This window comes from Rossellomorea aquimaris (assembly GCF_001877785.1).
Lineage (GTDB): Bacteria > Bacillota > Bacilli > Bacillales > Bacillaceae_B > Rossellomorea > Rossellomorea aquimaris_A.
Window position 1 is genome coordinate 1 of the sequence record NZ_MINN01000022.1, and the last position, 16100, is coordinate 16100.

Annotated in this window: 16 protein-coding genes; 14 read left to right on the top strand and 2 right to left on the bottom strand. The window is 43.9% G+C overall.

Going from position 1 to position 16100, the window contains the following annotated elements; translation table 11 throughout:
* Positions 1–593: 593 nt before the first annotated feature.
* Both BHE18_RS00675 and BHE18_RS00680 read right to left on the bottom strand, forming a co-directional pair.
* On the bottom strand, positions 594–839 hold the full coding sequence (locus BHE18_RS00675) for a hypothetical protein (protein ID WP_071616846.1): 246 nt from the start codon (positions 837–839) through the stop codon (positions 594–596).
* 421 nt (positions 840–1260) lie between these two features.
* Entirely contained in the window at positions 1261–1761 is a 501-nt protein-coding gene (locus BHE18_RS00680; protein WP_071616847.1) for a fasciclin domain-containing protein, read from the bottom strand.
* A gap of 177 nt (positions 1762–1938) precedes the next feature.
* Between BHE18_RS00680 and BHE18_RS00685 the strand changes: the two genes are divergently transcribed.
* From BHE18_RS00685 to BHE18_RS00755, 14 genes are all read left to right on the top strand, one after another.
* On the top strand, positions 1939–2397 hold the full coding sequence (locus BHE18_RS00685) for a VOC family protein (protein ID WP_171910626.1): 459 nt from the start codon (positions 1939–1941) through the stop codon (positions 2395–2397).
* A gap of 92 nt (positions 2398–2489) precedes the next feature.
* Entirely contained in the window at positions 2490–3425 is a 936-nt protein-coding gene (locus BHE18_RS00690) for a hypothetical protein (protein ID WP_083573558.1), read from the top strand.
* Between the two features lie 934 nt (positions 3426–4359).
* Positions 4360–5385: a LacI family DNA-binding transcriptional regulator gene (locus BHE18_RS00700; RefSeq protein ID WP_171910627.1), complete on the top strand. Its 1026-nt coding sequence runs from the start codon at positions 4360–4362 to the stop codon at positions 5383–5385.
* Positions 5386–5793: 408 nt separating this feature from the next.
* Positions 5794–6564 carry an MBL fold metallo-hydrolase gene (locus tag BHE18_RS00705; RefSeq protein WP_071616851.1) on the top strand — a complete coding sequence of 257 codons (771 nt, stop codon included), beginning with the start codon at positions 5794–5796 and terminating at the stop codon, positions 6562–6564.
* A gap of 140 nt (positions 6565–6704) precedes the next feature.
* Positions 6705–7544: an SDR family NAD(P)-dependent oxidoreductase gene (locus tag BHE18_RS00710; RefSeq protein WP_171910628.1), complete on the top strand. Its 840-nt coding sequence runs from the start codon at positions 6705–6707 to the stop codon at positions 7542–7544.
* 89 nt (positions 7545–7633) lie between these two features.
* A complete protein-coding gene (locus BHE18_RS00715; RefSeq protein WP_071616853.1) occupies positions 7634–8458 on the top strand; it encodes a BtpA/SgcQ family protein in 825 nt (274 codons plus the stop codon).
* 156 nt (positions 8459–8614) lie between these two features.
* Positions 8615–9589: a nucleoside hydrolase gene (locus BHE18_RS00720; protein WP_071616854.1), complete on the top strand. Its 975-nt coding sequence runs from the start codon at positions 8615–8617 to the stop codon at positions 9587–9589.
* Positions 9590–9643: 54 nt separating this feature from the next.
* Positions 9644–11164, top strand: a complete 1521-nt coding sequence (locus tag BHE18_RS00725; protein WP_071616855.1) for an amidohydrolase family protein — start codon at positions 9644–9646, stop codon at positions 11162–11164.
* A 14-nt stretch (positions 11165–11178) separates the two neighbouring features.
* Positions 11179–11799: an ECF transporter S component gene (locus BHE18_RS00730; protein WP_071616856.1), complete on the top strand. Its 621-nt coding sequence runs from the start codon at positions 11179–11181 to the stop codon at positions 11797–11799.
* Between the two features lie 131 nt (positions 11800–11930).
* Entirely contained in the window at positions 11931–12680 is a 750-nt protein-coding gene (locus BHE18_RS00735) for an energy-coupling factor transporter transmembrane component T family protein (protein WP_071616857.1), read from the top strand.
* Complete coding sequence (locus BHE18_RS00740) at positions 12677–13540, top strand: energy-coupling factor ABC transporter ATP-binding protein (RefSeq protein WP_071616858.1); 864 nt, start codon at positions 12677–12679, stop codon at positions 13538–13540. The genes BHE18_RS00735 and BHE18_RS00740 overlap by 4 nt, the downstream gene beginning before the upstream one ends.
* A complete protein-coding gene (locus tag BHE18_RS00745) occupies positions 13537–14364 on the top strand; it encodes an energy-coupling factor ABC transporter ATP-binding protein (RefSeq protein WP_071616859.1) in 828 nt (275 codons plus the stop codon). The genes BHE18_RS00740 and BHE18_RS00745 overlap by 4 nt, the downstream gene beginning before the upstream one ends.
* A gap of 50 nt (positions 14365–14414) precedes the next feature.
* Complete coding sequence (locus BHE18_RS00750) at positions 14415–15083, top strand: aspartate/glutamate racemase family protein (RefSeq protein WP_071616860.1); 669 nt, start codon at positions 14415–14417, stop codon at positions 15081–15083.
* A 70-nt stretch (positions 15084–15153) separates the two neighbouring features.
* Entirely contained in the window at positions 15154–16083 is a 930-nt protein-coding gene (locus tag BHE18_RS00755; RefSeq protein ID WP_071616861.1) for an NAD(P)-dependent oxidoreductase, read from the top strand.
* Positions 16084–16100: the final 17 nt, after the last annotated feature.

Sequence of the window (16100 nt, forward strand, 5' to 3'; positions counted from 1 at the left end):
TCTCCCTTCGGTACTTAATTCGAGGTCATGCATGACACTCTCTATCGTACCAAGGGGGCTTTTTTTATGCACATCGCAAAAACTTCGATATAAACGCAATTTACTTTATAACAGGAATGCTCCTCGTTCGTCCCTCCCTGCGGGGTCTCACATTCGCTACTCTTCCCGCAGGAGTCTCCGTCTTGCACTCCAATCAACCGCTGGAACGAGCTGACGTTTAAGTATATTTCAACTAAAAACCCGAACTAATCAGTTCGGGTATACCTATGACTAAGACTCTCTAGTCACAGCCATTCATTTTCTTTAAAAATTCTTGTCCTTCTTTGATTTCCTTTTGAAAAACCAGATGGTAACGCCAATCAGAACAAGAATGATGGCCAGTGGAAGAATGAGAAATAGTGAAAATCCTGTTGTTTCAAGCATTGGAGTTCCTCCCAGTATAGATAATGTTGATAGTCACTATATTCCCGGGATTCTTTTTCTTAAAACGTTTCGATAGGTTTAGTAGATTTGAGGTCCGAGCCCCGGCACACGAAAGCGTTCTATCGGGGACTGGCCCCATTCAGCGGATCAGTCTCTTCGTTTACTATTCATCAATCGTTATGTTTTTCAAAGAAACTCTTTAATATGAAATAGATACCCAGCACCATAAAAATCGGAACGAACCAATTTTCAAGGAGAGAGGGCATGTCCGGTTCACTTGGCCACCCTTCACTACTTGAGGGTCCTATACGGTGGGCAGCCCACATTATGTATGCCATCATTTTTTCGAATGAATAAAGTAAAGCCCCCGAAATGATTAGGAGAGTGCCTGCCAATAATGAGATTGATTTTTTCATGGCTTAGCCTCCTTTGATAAGATAAAAAACTAGCCTTCTTATAAGCTAGTTTTTTAAACATATTACCATTTATGGACAGAGAAGCAAACACCGGAAGGCTTATAGGCATACCCTGTTTCAATATAGTCGTCGCTGAATGCGTCGTCTTCCCAGACTTCATAACAATAAGTTTTACTACATTCCACCTATGCCTTGGATAGAAGAGGAAAAGGATAGAGATGTTTGATCAACGTGGCAATGTGAAGCAAAGCTATTGGCAGTCTAAAGGATTCTGTCAAGAAGCTTTTGATAACATCTTAAGGATTGGTCTGTGGATTAACCACGCCTGTCTACGCCAGCAACATGCATCTGTGCTTTTATATAATAAACAGCCTGTCCAGTATCCGTAATCGGATTTTTGGACAGGCTGCTTTATGAGAACTTACTTCGGTAGTAAAACCTCGTCAATCACATGGATGACCCCATTCGAAGTCTGGATATCCGCTTGGATCACGTTGGCATCATTGATGCGGACGGGATCAAGGGAAATCTTCACTGGTTTCTTGGCCAGCGTTTCCACCTGGGCACCCTCTTTGAGATCAGCAGACATTACTTTACCGGAAAGCACATGGTAAAGAAGAATATCTTTCAAATCTTCCCTTGCCAGTAATTCTTCTGCCGTGATGCCCAATTTCTTTAGAAGCTTGGCGAACGCAGCGTCAGTCGGGGCGAATACCGTGAAAGGTCCTTCCCCTTTCAATGTCTCCACCAGGCCTGCTTTTTCCAAAGCGGCTGCGAGCGTTTTAAACTGACCTGCTTCCACTGCAGTGTCAACGATATCCTTGCTTGCCGGAACCCCGCCTTCAACAGCCGATACTCCATTCGACAGTGTCATGAAAACCATGAATGCTGCCATCATTAACGCAAATGTTTTCTTTTTCATCTTCTTACCTCCTGCTTGTTTATGTAAACATTTGTTTACTCAGAAAATAGTATTTGTTTGTTTTGAAGGATTATCCATTTCTTTTCAATCAAAAGTCGCAGAAAATTTCAAACGAATATCGGATTCATCTATATCTTTGACGTTATACGATAGAGACAAAGACAAGGAGGTATCATCATGATCAAAGGATTATATGAAGCACATTTACCTGTGAGTGATATGCAGTCTTCAATAGAGTTTTACCAGAAGCTCGGTTTGGAATTGGCGTATGAAAGCGAAAAGGTGTCGTTTGTCTGGATCGAGAAAGGGAAGAGCTGGCTTGGATTGTGGGAGGCTGATCAAGTGAACATCCCGTATCATGCTTCCATCAGACATATCGCTTTTCATGTAGAAGCAGAAGACATCATAAAGGCGAAGGGATGGTTAAAAGAAAGAGGGATTGAGGTCAGGGAAGCGTTCGGCTTTTCTCCGGAACGTCAGCCGCTGGTCCTCCCAAATAACCCGCAGGCACATGCCTGTCTGTATTTCAAAGATCCAGACGGGAATTCACTGGAATTCATTGCTCCGCTCAGGCTGGATCATGTGGAGGAGTTTGAGATGATGACGCTGGAGGATTGGTATGGGCGGAAGGATTGATTTTGAGAGCGGCGGGGACAGGTCCCGCGGCTCATAATCCAGCCGAAAAATGAATAAGGTAAACCATTATTTCCTTTAAGGTGTGAGGCTTAATGAAGAATCTTACAAGATGGATCAAACGAACGTTTCATCGTAATTCTACAAAGAAACTGACTCTTGTTATGGGTGCTTTATATGAACCTCAACAATTTGGCCAGCCCGTTGAACGGAGCAAGAATTTGCCCGTACGTACCACTGATCTTGAAAGATATTTCCGTCCTTCCTGCATCCCCATAAAAAATACTCTTTTCAAGGACTTTCAATTTTTCGATCCCTATTATGAAAAAAGCTATAAGGAAGTGAAACTCCCCGCAGCATTGACCCGCACTGCTGAGGAAACGATCTTAAATTATTTTAGTATTTTAAGAGAGGCAGAAAATCTCACTGACCAGCAGATGGGCGGGTGCGGAACGGTGGGGATGGCAAAGCTGCCCTTTCCCGTTGCTTACAATTTTTTCACTGACGACTATCAAAAAAGGGTTTCATATCATGATTATCTCCAATCGTTTGCAGGGATCGGCCACTTGAATTTAATTAAGATGAACAGACTCCCCGATGAAGGGGACACCGTATCCTATTTCATCGAACTGGAAACCATTGAAGGTTCTTCAAAGGGTGTGACCTATTTTGCTTATTATTTCGGCTATATCCAATTGAAGAAGGTCCATAATCTTTATAAAATCGACCGCATGAAATTATACGGAGAGGACTTCCTGTGTGCAGCTTATCACCTGTGGCAGCATGATGCGGAAGCCGTCGTCGGCATTATGTATGGTGAATGGTGCAAGCTGGTCAAAAAACAGCTGCCTGTCAAACAAGATGGGTACGTCAAAATCATTGATTTCACCGGCACGGACGGGGCCGATTACCGGTTTGTCTTTTATCGTTTAACGAATGATACGGATGTATTGATTTCTCAATTTAAAATGGATGCTGCGGGAGTCTGGAAACCCATTACCATCGATCCGGAAGAATGCCTTAAAAACTAGGCGGTTATCATTGATTGGTTTGTCGGAAATAATCTAATTGCCATCCAATTAACGTGGTGAGTTGGAGATGTTCCTCTAGAATCTCTGATGGGTTTAAACTGTTTAATTGTTCCATATAAGGGGATATAACGGATAATGATCGTCTTTCGTTAATGAAGGAGAGGGTTGGAGGAAATGAATACAAACCTATCTTTGTGGACTATTGTAATAATATGTGTGGCACTTTTGATATTTTGTTTATATAAGGCGTTCAGCTCTCCTTCAGATAGTAAGAATAATTTAACAATTAGAATCCCGGCAGTAATGATATCACTTTCCATATCATTACTGCTAACTATGCTTATATTTATCATACTCACAACTAATAATTGACCAGCTCTTAACATGGACACATTTATCCCCCTCGATTTAAATAACTATACAAAGAAGCGCGGGGAGCAAGCCTGCGCTTCTATTTATTTATAAACACACCATGAAAAAATTGGAACCAAATCCCATCTCACCTGTAAACAAAGAAATAATTAAAAACGATATAGAACAGAGTGTAAAATCACATTGATTATGACACTCCTTTTAATAACGCTTACTCCCTTAAAGCTGCTTATAAATACCACCTAAATTACAAATGACAAAACTTTCTGTTCTCCAAATTTTGTGGTACGATTCCTATTACACTTTATGGTACAAATGCAAGTACCGAACGTGGAGGATATGATAAAGAACAACGAACATAATCTTCTATTAACCAGAAGTATACGGTAATAACTTAAAACTTACACACACCAGTATTCGTATAACGATCGGGGGAATGTAGAATATTGGTAGCAGGATTGTAACAACACTGAAGTATCAATAAAAGGAAATCGACATATTTTGTCGAATACTATAGAGATGATAAAAAATGAGGAAACGTTTCCATAAGGATGTGTCAGTAGTGGTAACCATTAAGGAAGTGGCGAAAGAAGCGAATGTTTCAATCTCCACTGTATCGAGAGTGCTTAATAAAAGTGGATATACAAGTGAAAAAACGAAAGAAAAGGTTCTTAATGCTGTTAAGAAACTTAATTACCAAGGGAGTCTGGTAGCTGCTGCAATGAAGAAGAAGCAAACCTTGACTCTTGGTTTGATCATCCCTGATATAAAGAATATTTTTTATTCAGATCTGACCAGAACAATCGAAGACCGGGCAAACAGCCATGGGTTTAATATCTTTTTATGCAATACAGATAACAATTTGCAGAAAGAAGCAGAATATATCCACCTATTGATTGCTAAAGGAGTCGATGGAATCATCTTTTCATCTCCAGAGGTGGATGATGGAAATATAGAAGAATTGAAGGAAAACTATCCTGAGCTGCCGGTTGTCATATTAGGAGGGAAATTCCCTAAACTAATTCTTAATGAGGTCGTGGTTGATAATGTTGACGGGGCATATAAAGCGATGGGGCATCTTCTGGATCTAGGGCATAAGGATATTGCGTTTATTGGCGGGGATCCCGAAACTTATGCATCCGTTGAAAGGCATAAGGGCTACAAGATGGCATTGAATGAACGAGGCATTCAAGTAAAAGATGACTATGTGATTTTTGACACGTTTTATATTCAAAGCGGGTATGAGAATGCAAAGAGATTATTGCAAAAAAATGATAGACCAACGGCAATTTTTGCGGTTAGTGACAGTATTGCTGTAGGGGTATACAAAGCTGCAAGGGAACTGAATATAAGAATTCCAGAGCAATTATCGGTTGTTGGTTTTGATGATTCTCAATATGCAGAAATTTTGTATCCTATGCTTACAACCATACGTACGCCCATTAAAGAAATGGGTCAAAGGGCCATAGAAATCATGGTGAAAGCCATTAAGGAAAAGCAAATCATTAAAGAAACAGTCCTCTTTTATCCAAACCTTATTGAAAGGGAGTCAACGATGGCGATAGAAGCCGATCATCCAAAAAAATGATTGAGGATGATGGTGAAAAGACGTTGATACGCCTACATTAAATAATATAATTTTATAAATTTTCAAAAAAATCATTGAAAATGGTTTACTAAGTATGTTAAATTTGATTTAAATAAGTGGAAACGTTTCCATCTGTTTAAATCAAATTTTTTGTAGTAACAGATACTCATCTAGAAAATACAGCAAGAAGAAGTCACTTCAACATCCTTTTTGGTAAAAGAAACCTCCAAGAAACACATATAAACGGTTTTGTTGATTCATTAAACACCTGGTAAACGCTAAATGGATGGGATAAAGGGAAGGTTTTATGGAAACGTTTCCAGTTCTGGTGAATGTTAGTGGTCTGGCCAATTTCCAGTGAACGTCCTGATTGTATCCGGCGTTTTGCCAATATGAAAGGAGATCGTCATGTTCGACTACAACATATTTATTCAAGGATTTCCCGGAAAGTCTTCTACACATGGAGGGCTGGGATGGAGCACAGTCACCTTGTTGTCCCACAATGATACACACATCATTATTGATGTCGGCAGTTTCGGCGTCAGACCGTTGATATTGGACAAACTCAAAGCCAGAGGGTTATCTCCAAGTGACATATCGATGGTTTTGCTGACCCATACGCATTGGGATCATTGTGTGAATTGGACGTTGTTTCCTAATGCGACCATCGTGGTGGGGCAGGAGGACATGAAATGGGCATTAAACGAACCGCCTGGAGGATGGCATGTCCCTGAATTGTATGTGAAGGAATTACATTCTTCTTCACAAATGAGGCAGGTCGTCCATCTTGAAGAAATTGTCCCCGGGATCACAGCACATCAGACGGATGGACATTCACCGGGCCACCTGGCCTACACCGTGGACAATGGCGATTATGACCTGATATTCAGCGGAGATGCGGCTAAGAACAGGGCGGAGCTTTTATCAAGGGATGCAGATATGACATTGAATCTTTCTGACAGCCGGGAATCGATCGATTATCTTTGGAGATTGTGGAGGAAAAAGGAGAACAGTGTTTTAATTCCCGGACACGATATCCCGATGAAGCTTGTGGATGGGAAAACGGTTTATCTTCATGAAAGAAAAGCGGATTTGCAGTATTGGTTTTCTGACACATTGGAGAAGTATACAACAATTGAATTGGCAGATGATGCAGCGTTGGCGGAACAAATCAAGTAAGGCCATACGCAATCGGGGCGCTGTTCATAAAAATGAAAAGGTTTACATGGATTTCGTTATGCAAGATAAAGGTGGAAATAGATATAGGAATGTTTTACGGGAAGTGTATGGAGAACTGACTTTAAATGAGGGGTGAAAATATGAAAGAGCAAAAAAAACAGCGTGTGATCGTGACTGGCGGCTCCAAGGGACTTGGACGCGGAATTGCCCTAACGTTTGCAGAATCGGGTGCGTCGGTGGTCGTTGCCGATGTTGACAGTGAAGCGGGTGAGCGCTGCGTACAGGAGATTAAAGAAGCCGGCGGCGAGGGGCTATTCGTTTATACGGATGTATCCTCTGGTGAAGATGTGAAGAAACTCTTTGAGGAATCCCGCCATTTCCAAGGCGGAATCAATGTGCTCGTCAACAATGCAGGGATTGGGCACGGTCCGATGTCGGAAAGACACTTCCTAAAGACGGACTTCGCTATGTGGGAGAACCTGATGAATATACACCTTAATGGACTTTATCATTGCAGCCAATTGGCTGCAAGAGCCATGATTCACCAAGGTGAGGGCGGAAGCATCATCAATATGAGTTCCGGGGGAGCGACCCGCGCCCATCGGAACCGAGTCGCTTATGATGCGACGAAGGGTGCGATCGAGGCTGCCACCAGAGCGATGGCACTTGACCTGGCTCCTTGGAAAATCCGGGTGAACGCGGTCATGCCGGGCTCGATGTGGGTGGAAAACCGCACAGCCGTCGGGAATGAGTCTTCACCGGATCTTCTCATTCCGCTCGGCAGGCTCGGGATGCCTCAAGACGTCGGTCAGGGCGTCCGGTTCCTGGCTTCACCCGATTCTTCGTATATAACAGGACACATTCTGGCGATTGACGGCGGCCTTACGTCCCAGCTCCGGGCGCCGAGCATGGATGCCGATGTTGCACTTTCTCTCGACGAAATCGATTTAGGATTGGCTTCATCCGGAAGCAAAGAATAAATCCCAAGATCACTAGGTTCATAGAAAAGATCACCGGGATGACACCCATATATACACAACGATAAGTAAAAAAAAGAGGAGGAATTAGCATGAAAACGTCATTCACTAATATCTTCGGTGTGGAAAAACCGGTACTCGGGATGGTTCATTTAGGACCGCTTCCCGGATCCCCCCTGTATGAAGGGAACCTCGATCAGGTACTGGAAGCGGCACTGCGTGATGCGAAAAGTCTTGAAAAAGGCGGAGCCAGCTCCGTTATGGTGGAAAACTTCAATGACTACCCGTTTTATCCGGAAACGGAGGAACCTGAAACAGTGGCGGCTATGACCTTGATCGCCCACGAAATCCGCCGTGAAGTGAAGCTTCCAATGGGGATCAATATCCTGAGAAACTCGTGGAAATCCGCATTGGCGGTTGCCGGGACAGTCGGGGCTGATTTTATCAGACTTAACGTCCTGACTGATGCGTACGTGACCGATCAGGGACTCATCAACGGTACGGCGCACCTGGTGGCGAGATATCGTAAATTCCTAGGGTTAGAGAAGAAAGTCAAAATTTTCGCCGACATTCAAACAAAGCACGCAGCTCCACTGGCGGCAAGACCGATCGATGTGCTGGCCCGTGATACCGCTTATCGCGGGATGGCGGACGCAATCATTCTTGCAGGCGAGGAATCAGCTCAGCCGCCATCGATTGAAAACTTGGAGGCTGTCAGGAAAGCAGTCCCTGATGTGCCGATCATCATCGGAAGCGGGATGAAAGTGGAAACGGCAAATCTACTAAAATATGCGGATGGCGCTGTCTTTGGATATGGAGCGAAAATTGATGATATCATGACGAACCCGGTTGATGAAGAAAAAACACGCCGCTTCTGTGAAGGGGTGGACAGGGAAAGAAACCACCAATTGGTTTAATGGCACATTTTTCAATAGATAAAGAGAATTGAAGGCATGACAGCTTACATTTAAATCCGGAAAGAACATGGCCAGAAGCATGAATGCTTTCCGGCCAATCTGCAAAAAGCAGCAATCTTATCTTAAACAGTCTTAATAGAAGGAGGAGTTGACAGTATGGCAGAACGAGTCATCATTGACACAGATCCGGGGGTCGACGACCTAGCCGCAATCTATCTTGCGCTTGCGTCTCCGGAACTGCATATTGAAGCATTAACAACAGTACATGGAAATATTGAGGTGGAAACGGCTACCCATAATGCCCTTTCACTGCTTGAACTGGCAGGAAGGACAGATATCCCTGTTTACCGCGGGGCGAGCAAACCGCTCATACGCAAACCGCATTTTGCCAAGCATATCCACGGCAATAATGGTTTTGGCGGAGTCGAGGTCCCAGACCCTACCGTATCTGAGGCGGGGGAATATGCGGCAATGGAAATTGTGAGGCTTTGTAATGAAGCACCAAACGACATCACGATTCTGGCGATCGGTCCACTGACAAATGTGGCGCTGGCTCTCTCCATAGACCCTGGTATCGCACAGAAGGTGAAAAGAGTTATTGTGATGGGCGGGGCAGTCCGTTGTGCCGGAAACTATTCACCGGTTGCGTCCTTCAATCTGGCAGCTGATCCTGAGGCTGCAAGGGCAGTGTACGATTCGGGTGTTCCAGTCGTTCAAGTAGGTCTCGATGTATGTACGAAGGTGAGAATCTCACCAGAAAATCTAGAACGCATCAGGGATACGAATACCCGTCCAGGTGCTTTCCTCTTAGAGGCCGCTGAATTCCGGCGTAAGGCTTACGTTGCCGCCCAGCAATCGTCAGAAACGGAGACGGGCGTTTTCTTTAATGATGTACCAGCCGTAGCCTATGCGCTTTGGCCTAAACTCTTTAAGGCAGTGCCTGCGTTTGTTTCGATCGAGACAGCAGGGGAGCATACAGCCGGTCAGACTGTCACTGAGTTTACTGGACAGTGGGGTCATTCAGAACCCAATACAACCATCCTGATGGATGTGGACGGAGAGTCCTTGGCGCGCCGGTTTGCAGAACGTATTTCTACCCTGGAAACAAGAGTTGCCGAGGTGCAAAAATAACTCGTCTTACGCGGTTAAATATCTTACTATTCTGATAAATCAAGGAGTGACAGCATGTCAACTCTGATTAAAAACGCCACTATTATAACAATGGATGATCATGCGGGGATCTTAGAAGGCAGCGTGCTGGTGGAAAACGGAATCATCAAAGAGTTGATTCCGCACCACCACGGGAGCGAACCCCAAATCCCAGCCGATGAAACAATCGATGGATCTGACATGATGATCATGCCCGGTATGACAAATGCTCATTATCATTCTTATTCGAATCTGTTAAAAGGGACGACAAGCCATTTTCCATTGGAGATCTGGTCACTTTATACAACCGCATACGGGTATTCGCTTGATGATGAAGATATCCACAATGCCGTCCTTTTAGGTGTGATCGACATGATAAAAAGCGGAGTGACCAGCTGCATTGACCATTTCCCACATATCAGAAGATCCGAAGCTGCACTTAAAGCATATGAGGCTTCATCGATAAGAGTAGGATTTGCCCCGATGATGCATGATGTACCGGATCATCACTTCCTTCCAGTCGATTTACCGGACGATTGGAAGCGGAAACTAGACGAAGCATCACCGATATCTGTTGAAGAAATGAGAGCGTATTATCTCTCCCTTTTCAACGAATGGCATGATAAAAAAAACATACAAATTCTGCTGGGTCCCAACGCTCCGCAGCGGTGTTCCGAAGAAATGCTGGCGTTATGTAAAGAATTAAGTGAACAAAGAGGGGCGTTTGTTCATACTCATCTTCTCGAAACAAGGATTCAGAAGGAAGTCGGGGATGCTGCATTTGCAGGCGGGATAATCGGCAGACTGCGAGATCAACAATTGCTTTCACGGAAGTTGTCCGGAGCCCATTCCATTTGGATGGAAGACGCTGAGGCAGACGTGTTGGCTGAGCATGGTGTTTCTCTTGTTCATAATCCGGTCAGCAATATGATGCTGGGCAGCGGAAGGGCGAAGATTGGTTCTTATCTGCAAAAAGGGATGAACGTTGCGCTGGGAACCGATTCCTCCAATTGCGGAATCTCCCACAATCTTTTTGAAGCAATGAGAATAGCGGTTATGCACAGCCGACAGGAACAACCAGATTTCCGGGAATGGCTGCAGCCAAAAGATGTGCTGGAAATGGCGACAGTCGGAGGAGCCCGCTTATTAGGTGAAGAGAAGAAGCGTGGAAAGATCAAACAGGGTTATGAAGCGGACCTTGTACTACTGACTAGGCGCTCGCCTGCTTTGGCGGTGAGCACCGATCTATTTACTCAGCTTGTGTATTACGAGAATGGGAGTTCGGTCGAGTCGGTCATGATCAAGGGCGAATGGGTTCTTAGGAATCGCAAAATGGTTTTATTCGATGAAGAATCAGTATTGGAATCCGTGAAAGAAAGACAGAAATCCCTTTTTGAAAAGAGCCGGGAGAGTGTTTCTCAGGCGAATGCATTAGAGCCTTTTTTCACCAGGATGTATAAAAAGATCCATTCAGATTTTGGGAAGAATACAATGTTCAGCAGATCGGATTCTGCTGATGAGCATGGAATGTTTGAAGAAATCGGTAATCCCAATTAAAAGGAGGACTAATCATGAAGAATATCAAGAAAGATTTTACGCTTATTTCCATATTGCTCATTCCCATTGGTGTTGCAGTCAATGTCGTTGCCGGAGAATTGGTTGAGATCTTAAAGATCCCCCTCTTCTTGAATCAAATCGGCACCATGATTGTCGCGATGGTAGCCGGTCCTTGGGTGGGGGCAGTGACCGGAGGGGTTTCGAAACTGATCTTCGGAATCTTCAACCCTACTCAGCTGGCATTTATGCCGGTTGCCATGGCTTCCGGGATCGTAGTCGGTCTCATGGCAAAAAAGGGATTCACCAAAAATGCCTGGAAGGTTGCCTTCACAGGGTTTATCGTCGCAATCGTTGCGATATTAATCGCTACCCCGACAACGGTTATCGTGTTTGGCGGAGCTTCAGGAACCGGATCAGATACGATCACTGCCGTTCTTTTAGCTTCAGGCAAAGAGATTTGGACATCCGTTTTTACACAGAAGATATTTGTTGAAAGCATCGACAAAATCCTTTCGATCATGGTTGCCTATATGATTGTTCGGAAGATGTCAGATCAATACCTGTCGAAACAAAAATATGGTCACTTATATTTAAATAATAATAATAACCATTCCAGTCGAAAAATAGGAGCTTAACAAGCACGGGGTGAACATGTTGATCAATCTTCGGTCTCTGCATCCCTCACCCCTACACCTTATTTACCGGAATTATATAAGGGCGTAAAAGGAATGAAAACGAACCAACAGATGAAAGGGGAGATGTACGTATGGAAAGACCAGGTAAATTTATACTGAATCTTTATCCGACGACTAAATTCTTGTTTGCCTTCTTATTGATGCTGACCCCGTTACTGCTGCCAGGATATCTTTATTCATATATGGTCCCCGTCCTGTGTCTGGTGATTGCGCTGATTGCGGGAAAAACAAAACTATATGTAAATTTCGTCTTAAAAGGATTGATCCCGATTGTTGTCATGATTTTTCTTTTGCAATCATTTTTCTATCCGGGGGATACCATCTTATGGTCCTGGAGCATATTCTCCATTAAACAAGAAGGAATCAATTTCAGTTTACAACTGACCTCCAAAATATTAGCGGTGGGATCTGCCATTGTGTTATTTTTTCAGATTACCAAAATCAATGATTTATCCCGGGCACTAGAATTAATGGGCGTTTCGCCACATGCGACCTATGTCCTTTCTTCGGCCCTGAATATTATCCCTGAAATGAGGCTGCAGCTGCTGAGGATCATGGATGCCCAAAAAACCCGCGGAGTTGAAACAGAAGGAAGCCTTAGTATCCGAATGAAGGCATTTGTGCCAGCATTAACCCCGCTGATCTTGTCTTCATTCTCAAGCACAGACGAGAAAGCCGTCACGTTAGAATCCAGAGCGTTTACAGCCCGGACCAAAAAGACAAGCCTGCACCATTTGGAAAAGACAAAGAGTGATCATGTGGTAAGGGCAGTGTTAGTGATTGTATTTGTTTCAATCTTGATCTGGAGGTTTTTCTTATGAGTGGAATAGAAATCAGGAATCTATCATACCAGTACCCTACCGGCAGTGAAAAAGTCCTTTATGATCTGAATCTTACGATTGAAAGCGGGAAATTCTATGCGCTCGCCGGCGTGAATGGCGGAGGGAAGACAACGCTCTGCAATGTGATCCGGGGGTTCATTCCCCACTTTTTTAAGGGAGAACGAACTGGGGAAGTGCGGATCGATGGGAAGGATGTCCAAGATTGGGATCCAAGTGACCTTGCCCAGAAAGTGGGGTTTGTGTTTCAAAATCCATTTACCCAGATCAGCGGTGTGAAGGAAACGGTCTTTGACGAGATCGCTTTCGGACTGGAGAACCTGGGGGTGGAAGTGGACGTCATCAGACAGAAGGTTCAAGACATCATTCAATTGCTGGGCATCGAGTATATCCAGCACAAAAATCCGAATGAGCTGTCAGGCGGGCAGAAACAAAGAGTGGCCCTGGCATCGATCATCGTCATGGAGCCGGATATTCTCATCTTTGATGAACCGACTTCACAGCTGGATCCGCAAGGTACGGAGGAAATATTCAGGGTCATCGATATTATGAAGAAAAAAGGAAAAACCATTATTTTAGTAGAGCACAAGATCGAATTGATTGCTGAATATGCAGACTATGTGATCGTTCTCCAGGGTGGACAGATTAAGAAACAGGGAAGAACGGAAGAGGTTCTTGCTGAAGAAGCAACACAGGATTGCGGGTTGGGATTGACTCAGTATACATTGTTGGATTTAGCCATGCGGAAACAACATATGCATACAGAAAGAATCCCCATTACGGAAGGAGATTCCGTTCAAGTGATGAGGCAATGGATGGAAGTACAGGGGGTGAAACCATGAGCTTCTTAACGCTAAATGACGTTACCTATTGTTATCCAAATGGTTTTAAAGCGGTTGAGAATGTCAGCATGTCTTTTGAAAAGGGAGAATCAGTAGCCATTGTTGGACAAAATGGTGCGGGTAAAACGACAACAGTGAAAATGATGAATGGATTAACAAAACCTACACAAGGTGATGTGATCATTGACGGGTTGAATACAAAAGCTTATACAACAGCTCAAATATCCAGAAAGGTAGGATATGTATTTCAAAATCCTGATGATCAGATTTTTCACGAAACGGTAAAAAGTGAAATCAGGTTTGGACCAAAGAACCTTGGATTTTCAGAGGAGAAGATTGAAGAAAATGTCAGGAAGGCAGCAGAACTGACAGGGATTGTACCACTATTGGATATCCATCCGTATAACCTGCCTTATTCTATGAAGAAATTTGTCACGATCGCCTCGGTCATTGCGATGGATACAGATACGATTATCCTGGATGAGCCGACAGCCGGTCAGGACTCTCAAGCCATTAAACGTCTGGGGGTCATCATCGATTCATTGGTTCAAGAAGGGAAAACGATCATTACCATTACACATGATATGGAATTTGTCGTGAACAACTTTGAACGTGTCATCGTGATGGCAAATAAAAGAGTCGTTCAGGATAGTCATAAAGAAGAGGTTTTCTGGAACCATGGTGTCCTGGAAGAAGCGATGTTAAAACAGCCACATATCAGCCGATTATGTCATACATTGAATCTCAACGAGAAAGTACTGGATATCAATCAAATGATCGATGTGTTAAAAAAAACTTCAGGTAAGGTAAAGGTTACTCTGTAAATGGTCCCACTATGAAACTCTCTGACTACTGAAAATAGAGGAGAATTGATATGAAAATAGGAATTATTCACGCAACCTGCAATGCCGTACCAGCCTTGAATGCAGCCTTCAAGCAGCTGGCTCCGGACGTAACCGTTCTAAACTTTGTTGACGAAAATATTCAGTATCATGCTAACCGGATCAATGGAATCGATGATAAATCTTTTCGGGATTTTGTCCATATGGCCGGTAAAGCACAGGAAGCAGGAGTGGATGCGATCCTTGTAGCCTGCACCGTCCTGACCCCTGTAGTGGATACGGTGAAGCCGTTTATATCCGTCCCGATCTTTGCGGTGGACCGCCCGATGTTGGAAAAGGCCGTTACCAATTATAGAAAAATAGGCGTCGTGGCAACGACTGCCCCATCGGGACCAGCAACAAAAGCCCAACTGGAGAAGCTTGCGGGTGAATGGGATAAAGACGTTGAAGTGGATACAGAAATCATCACGCAGGCGATGACAGAATTAAAGGCCGGGAACGAAGAAGAACATAATCAGCTGAACCGTCTGGCTGCAGCGGAATTGCAAAAAAGAGGATGCGAAGTCATCATTCTTGCCCAAATCACCCAGGCTTGTGCAGAAGCGGAAACGAGTACATTGGGCCTGCCGGTGTTAACCAGTCCGAAAGAAGCGGTAAACGTGATCATCCGTGCATTGGAACGGGATAAAGTAAACGCGTAGCGACAGAAAAATAAAACATTTACAGTTACGCAGCCCTTGTGAAAAATTGAACCAAAAAGGAGAGTTTTCAATGAAAGTGAGCTTTATAGGATTAGGCGTAATGGGAACAGGAATGGCATTCAATCTTGCAAAAGGTGAAAAAGAAGGGGAGTATGAGTACCTCGTGTGTGATGCAAACCCCGCTGCATTAGAGCAATTCAATACACAAGGGATTAACACCACAACGAATATCCTGGATACAGCAGATAGTGATTATCTCTTTCTCTGCCTGCCGGACTTAGAGATTGTAAAAAAGGTTATAGTCGGAGAAAACGGTGTACTTCAACATATGGAGCCAGGACAGAAAATTGTTGATTTCAGCACAATAAGTTATTTAGGTGCAGTCGAAATCGCAGAAACCTGCAAAGAGAATGGGATCGAATATATGGACTGCCCTATTTCCGGTCACCCGAGAACGACGGTCGAAGGAACACTTACGATCATGTGCGGCGGGGATGAAGAACTATTCCATACTATAAAACCTATGTTGGACCGGATGGGGGAACAGATCCTCTACATGGGTGACAACGGGGCTGGACAACTGACGAAGATGATTAATAACTGTGTATTAAATATTTGCTGTGCAAGCTTCAGCGAACTATTACCGGTCGGCGTGAAGCTTGGGTTGGATCCGGAAAAACTCGGTGACGTATTAATGACGGCAACCGGATCAAGTTTTGCTTCAAAAACATTAATTCCTAAGGTTTTAGAAGGGAATTTTGAACATAGTTTTTCACTTGAACGAGCGTATAAAGACATGGAGAGTATGAATGAAGTATTAATGAAATACCAAATTCCGCTGCCAACATTGAATGGAACCATGCAAACGTATCAGCTTGCATTACAAAATGGACAAGGTGATTTCTATAAGCATGCGATGATTCGCTACTTTGAGAACCTACTCGGAGTAAAGGTACGGAAGAAAAGCTATCAAGAAGCAGAAGCTGAATTGGTCAACTAAAAACATAGGAAGGAGGT

Coding starts and splice junctions, on each gene's coding strand:
- BHE18_RS00675 (WP_071616846.1), bottom strand. CDS start 839: ATGAAAAAATCAATCTCATTATTGGCAGGCACTCTCCTAATCATTTCG.
- BHE18_RS00680 (WP_071616847.1), bottom strand. CDS start 1,761: ATGAAAAAGAAAACATTTGCGTTAATGATGGCAGCATTCATGGTTTTC.
- BHE18_RS00685 (WP_171910626.1), top strand. CDS start 1,939: ATGATCAAAGGATTATATGAAGCACATTTACCTGTGAGTGATATGCAG.
- BHE18_RS00690 (WP_083573558.1), top strand. CDS start 2,490: ATGAAGAATCTTACAAGATGGATCAAACGAACGTTTCATCGTAATTCT.
- BHE18_RS00705 (WP_071616851.1), top strand. CDS start 5,794: ATGTTCGACTACAACATATTTATTCAAGGATTTCCCGGAAAGTCTTCT.
- BHE18_RS00710 (WP_171910628.1), top strand. CDS start 6,705: ATGAAAGAGCAAAAAAAACAGCGTGTGATCGTGACTGGCGGCTCCAAG.
- BHE18_RS00715 (WP_071616853.1), top strand. CDS start 7,634: ATGAAAACGTCATTCACTAATATCTTCGGTGTGGAAAAACCGGTACTC.
- BHE18_RS00720 (WP_071616854.1), top strand. CDS start 8,615: ATGGCAGAACGAGTCATCATTGACACAGATCCGGGGGTCGACGACCTA.
- BHE18_RS00725 (WP_071616855.1), top strand. CDS start 9,644: ATGTCAACTCTGATTAAAAACGCCACTATTATAACAATGGATGATCAT.
- BHE18_RS00730 (WP_071616856.1), top strand. CDS start 11,179: ATGAAGAATATCAAGAAAGATTTTACGCTTATTTCCATATTGCTCATT.
- BHE18_RS00735 (WP_071616857.1), top strand. CDS start 11,931: ATGGAAAGACCAGGTAAATTTATACTGAATCTTTATCCGACGACTAAA.
- BHE18_RS00740 (WP_071616858.1), top strand. CDS start 12,677: ATGAGTGGAATAGAAATCAGGAATCTATCATACCAGTACCCTACCGGC.
- BHE18_RS00745 (WP_071616859.1), top strand. CDS start 13,537: ATGAGCTTCTTAACGCTAAATGACGTTACCTATTGTTATCCAAATGGT.
- BHE18_RS00750 (WP_071616860.1), top strand. CDS start 14,415: ATGAAAATAGGAATTATTCACGCAACCTGCAATGCCGTACCAGCCTTG.
- BHE18_RS00755 (WP_071616861.1), top strand. CDS start 15,154: ATGAAAGTGAGCTTTATAGGATTAGGCGTAATGGGAACAGGAATGGCA.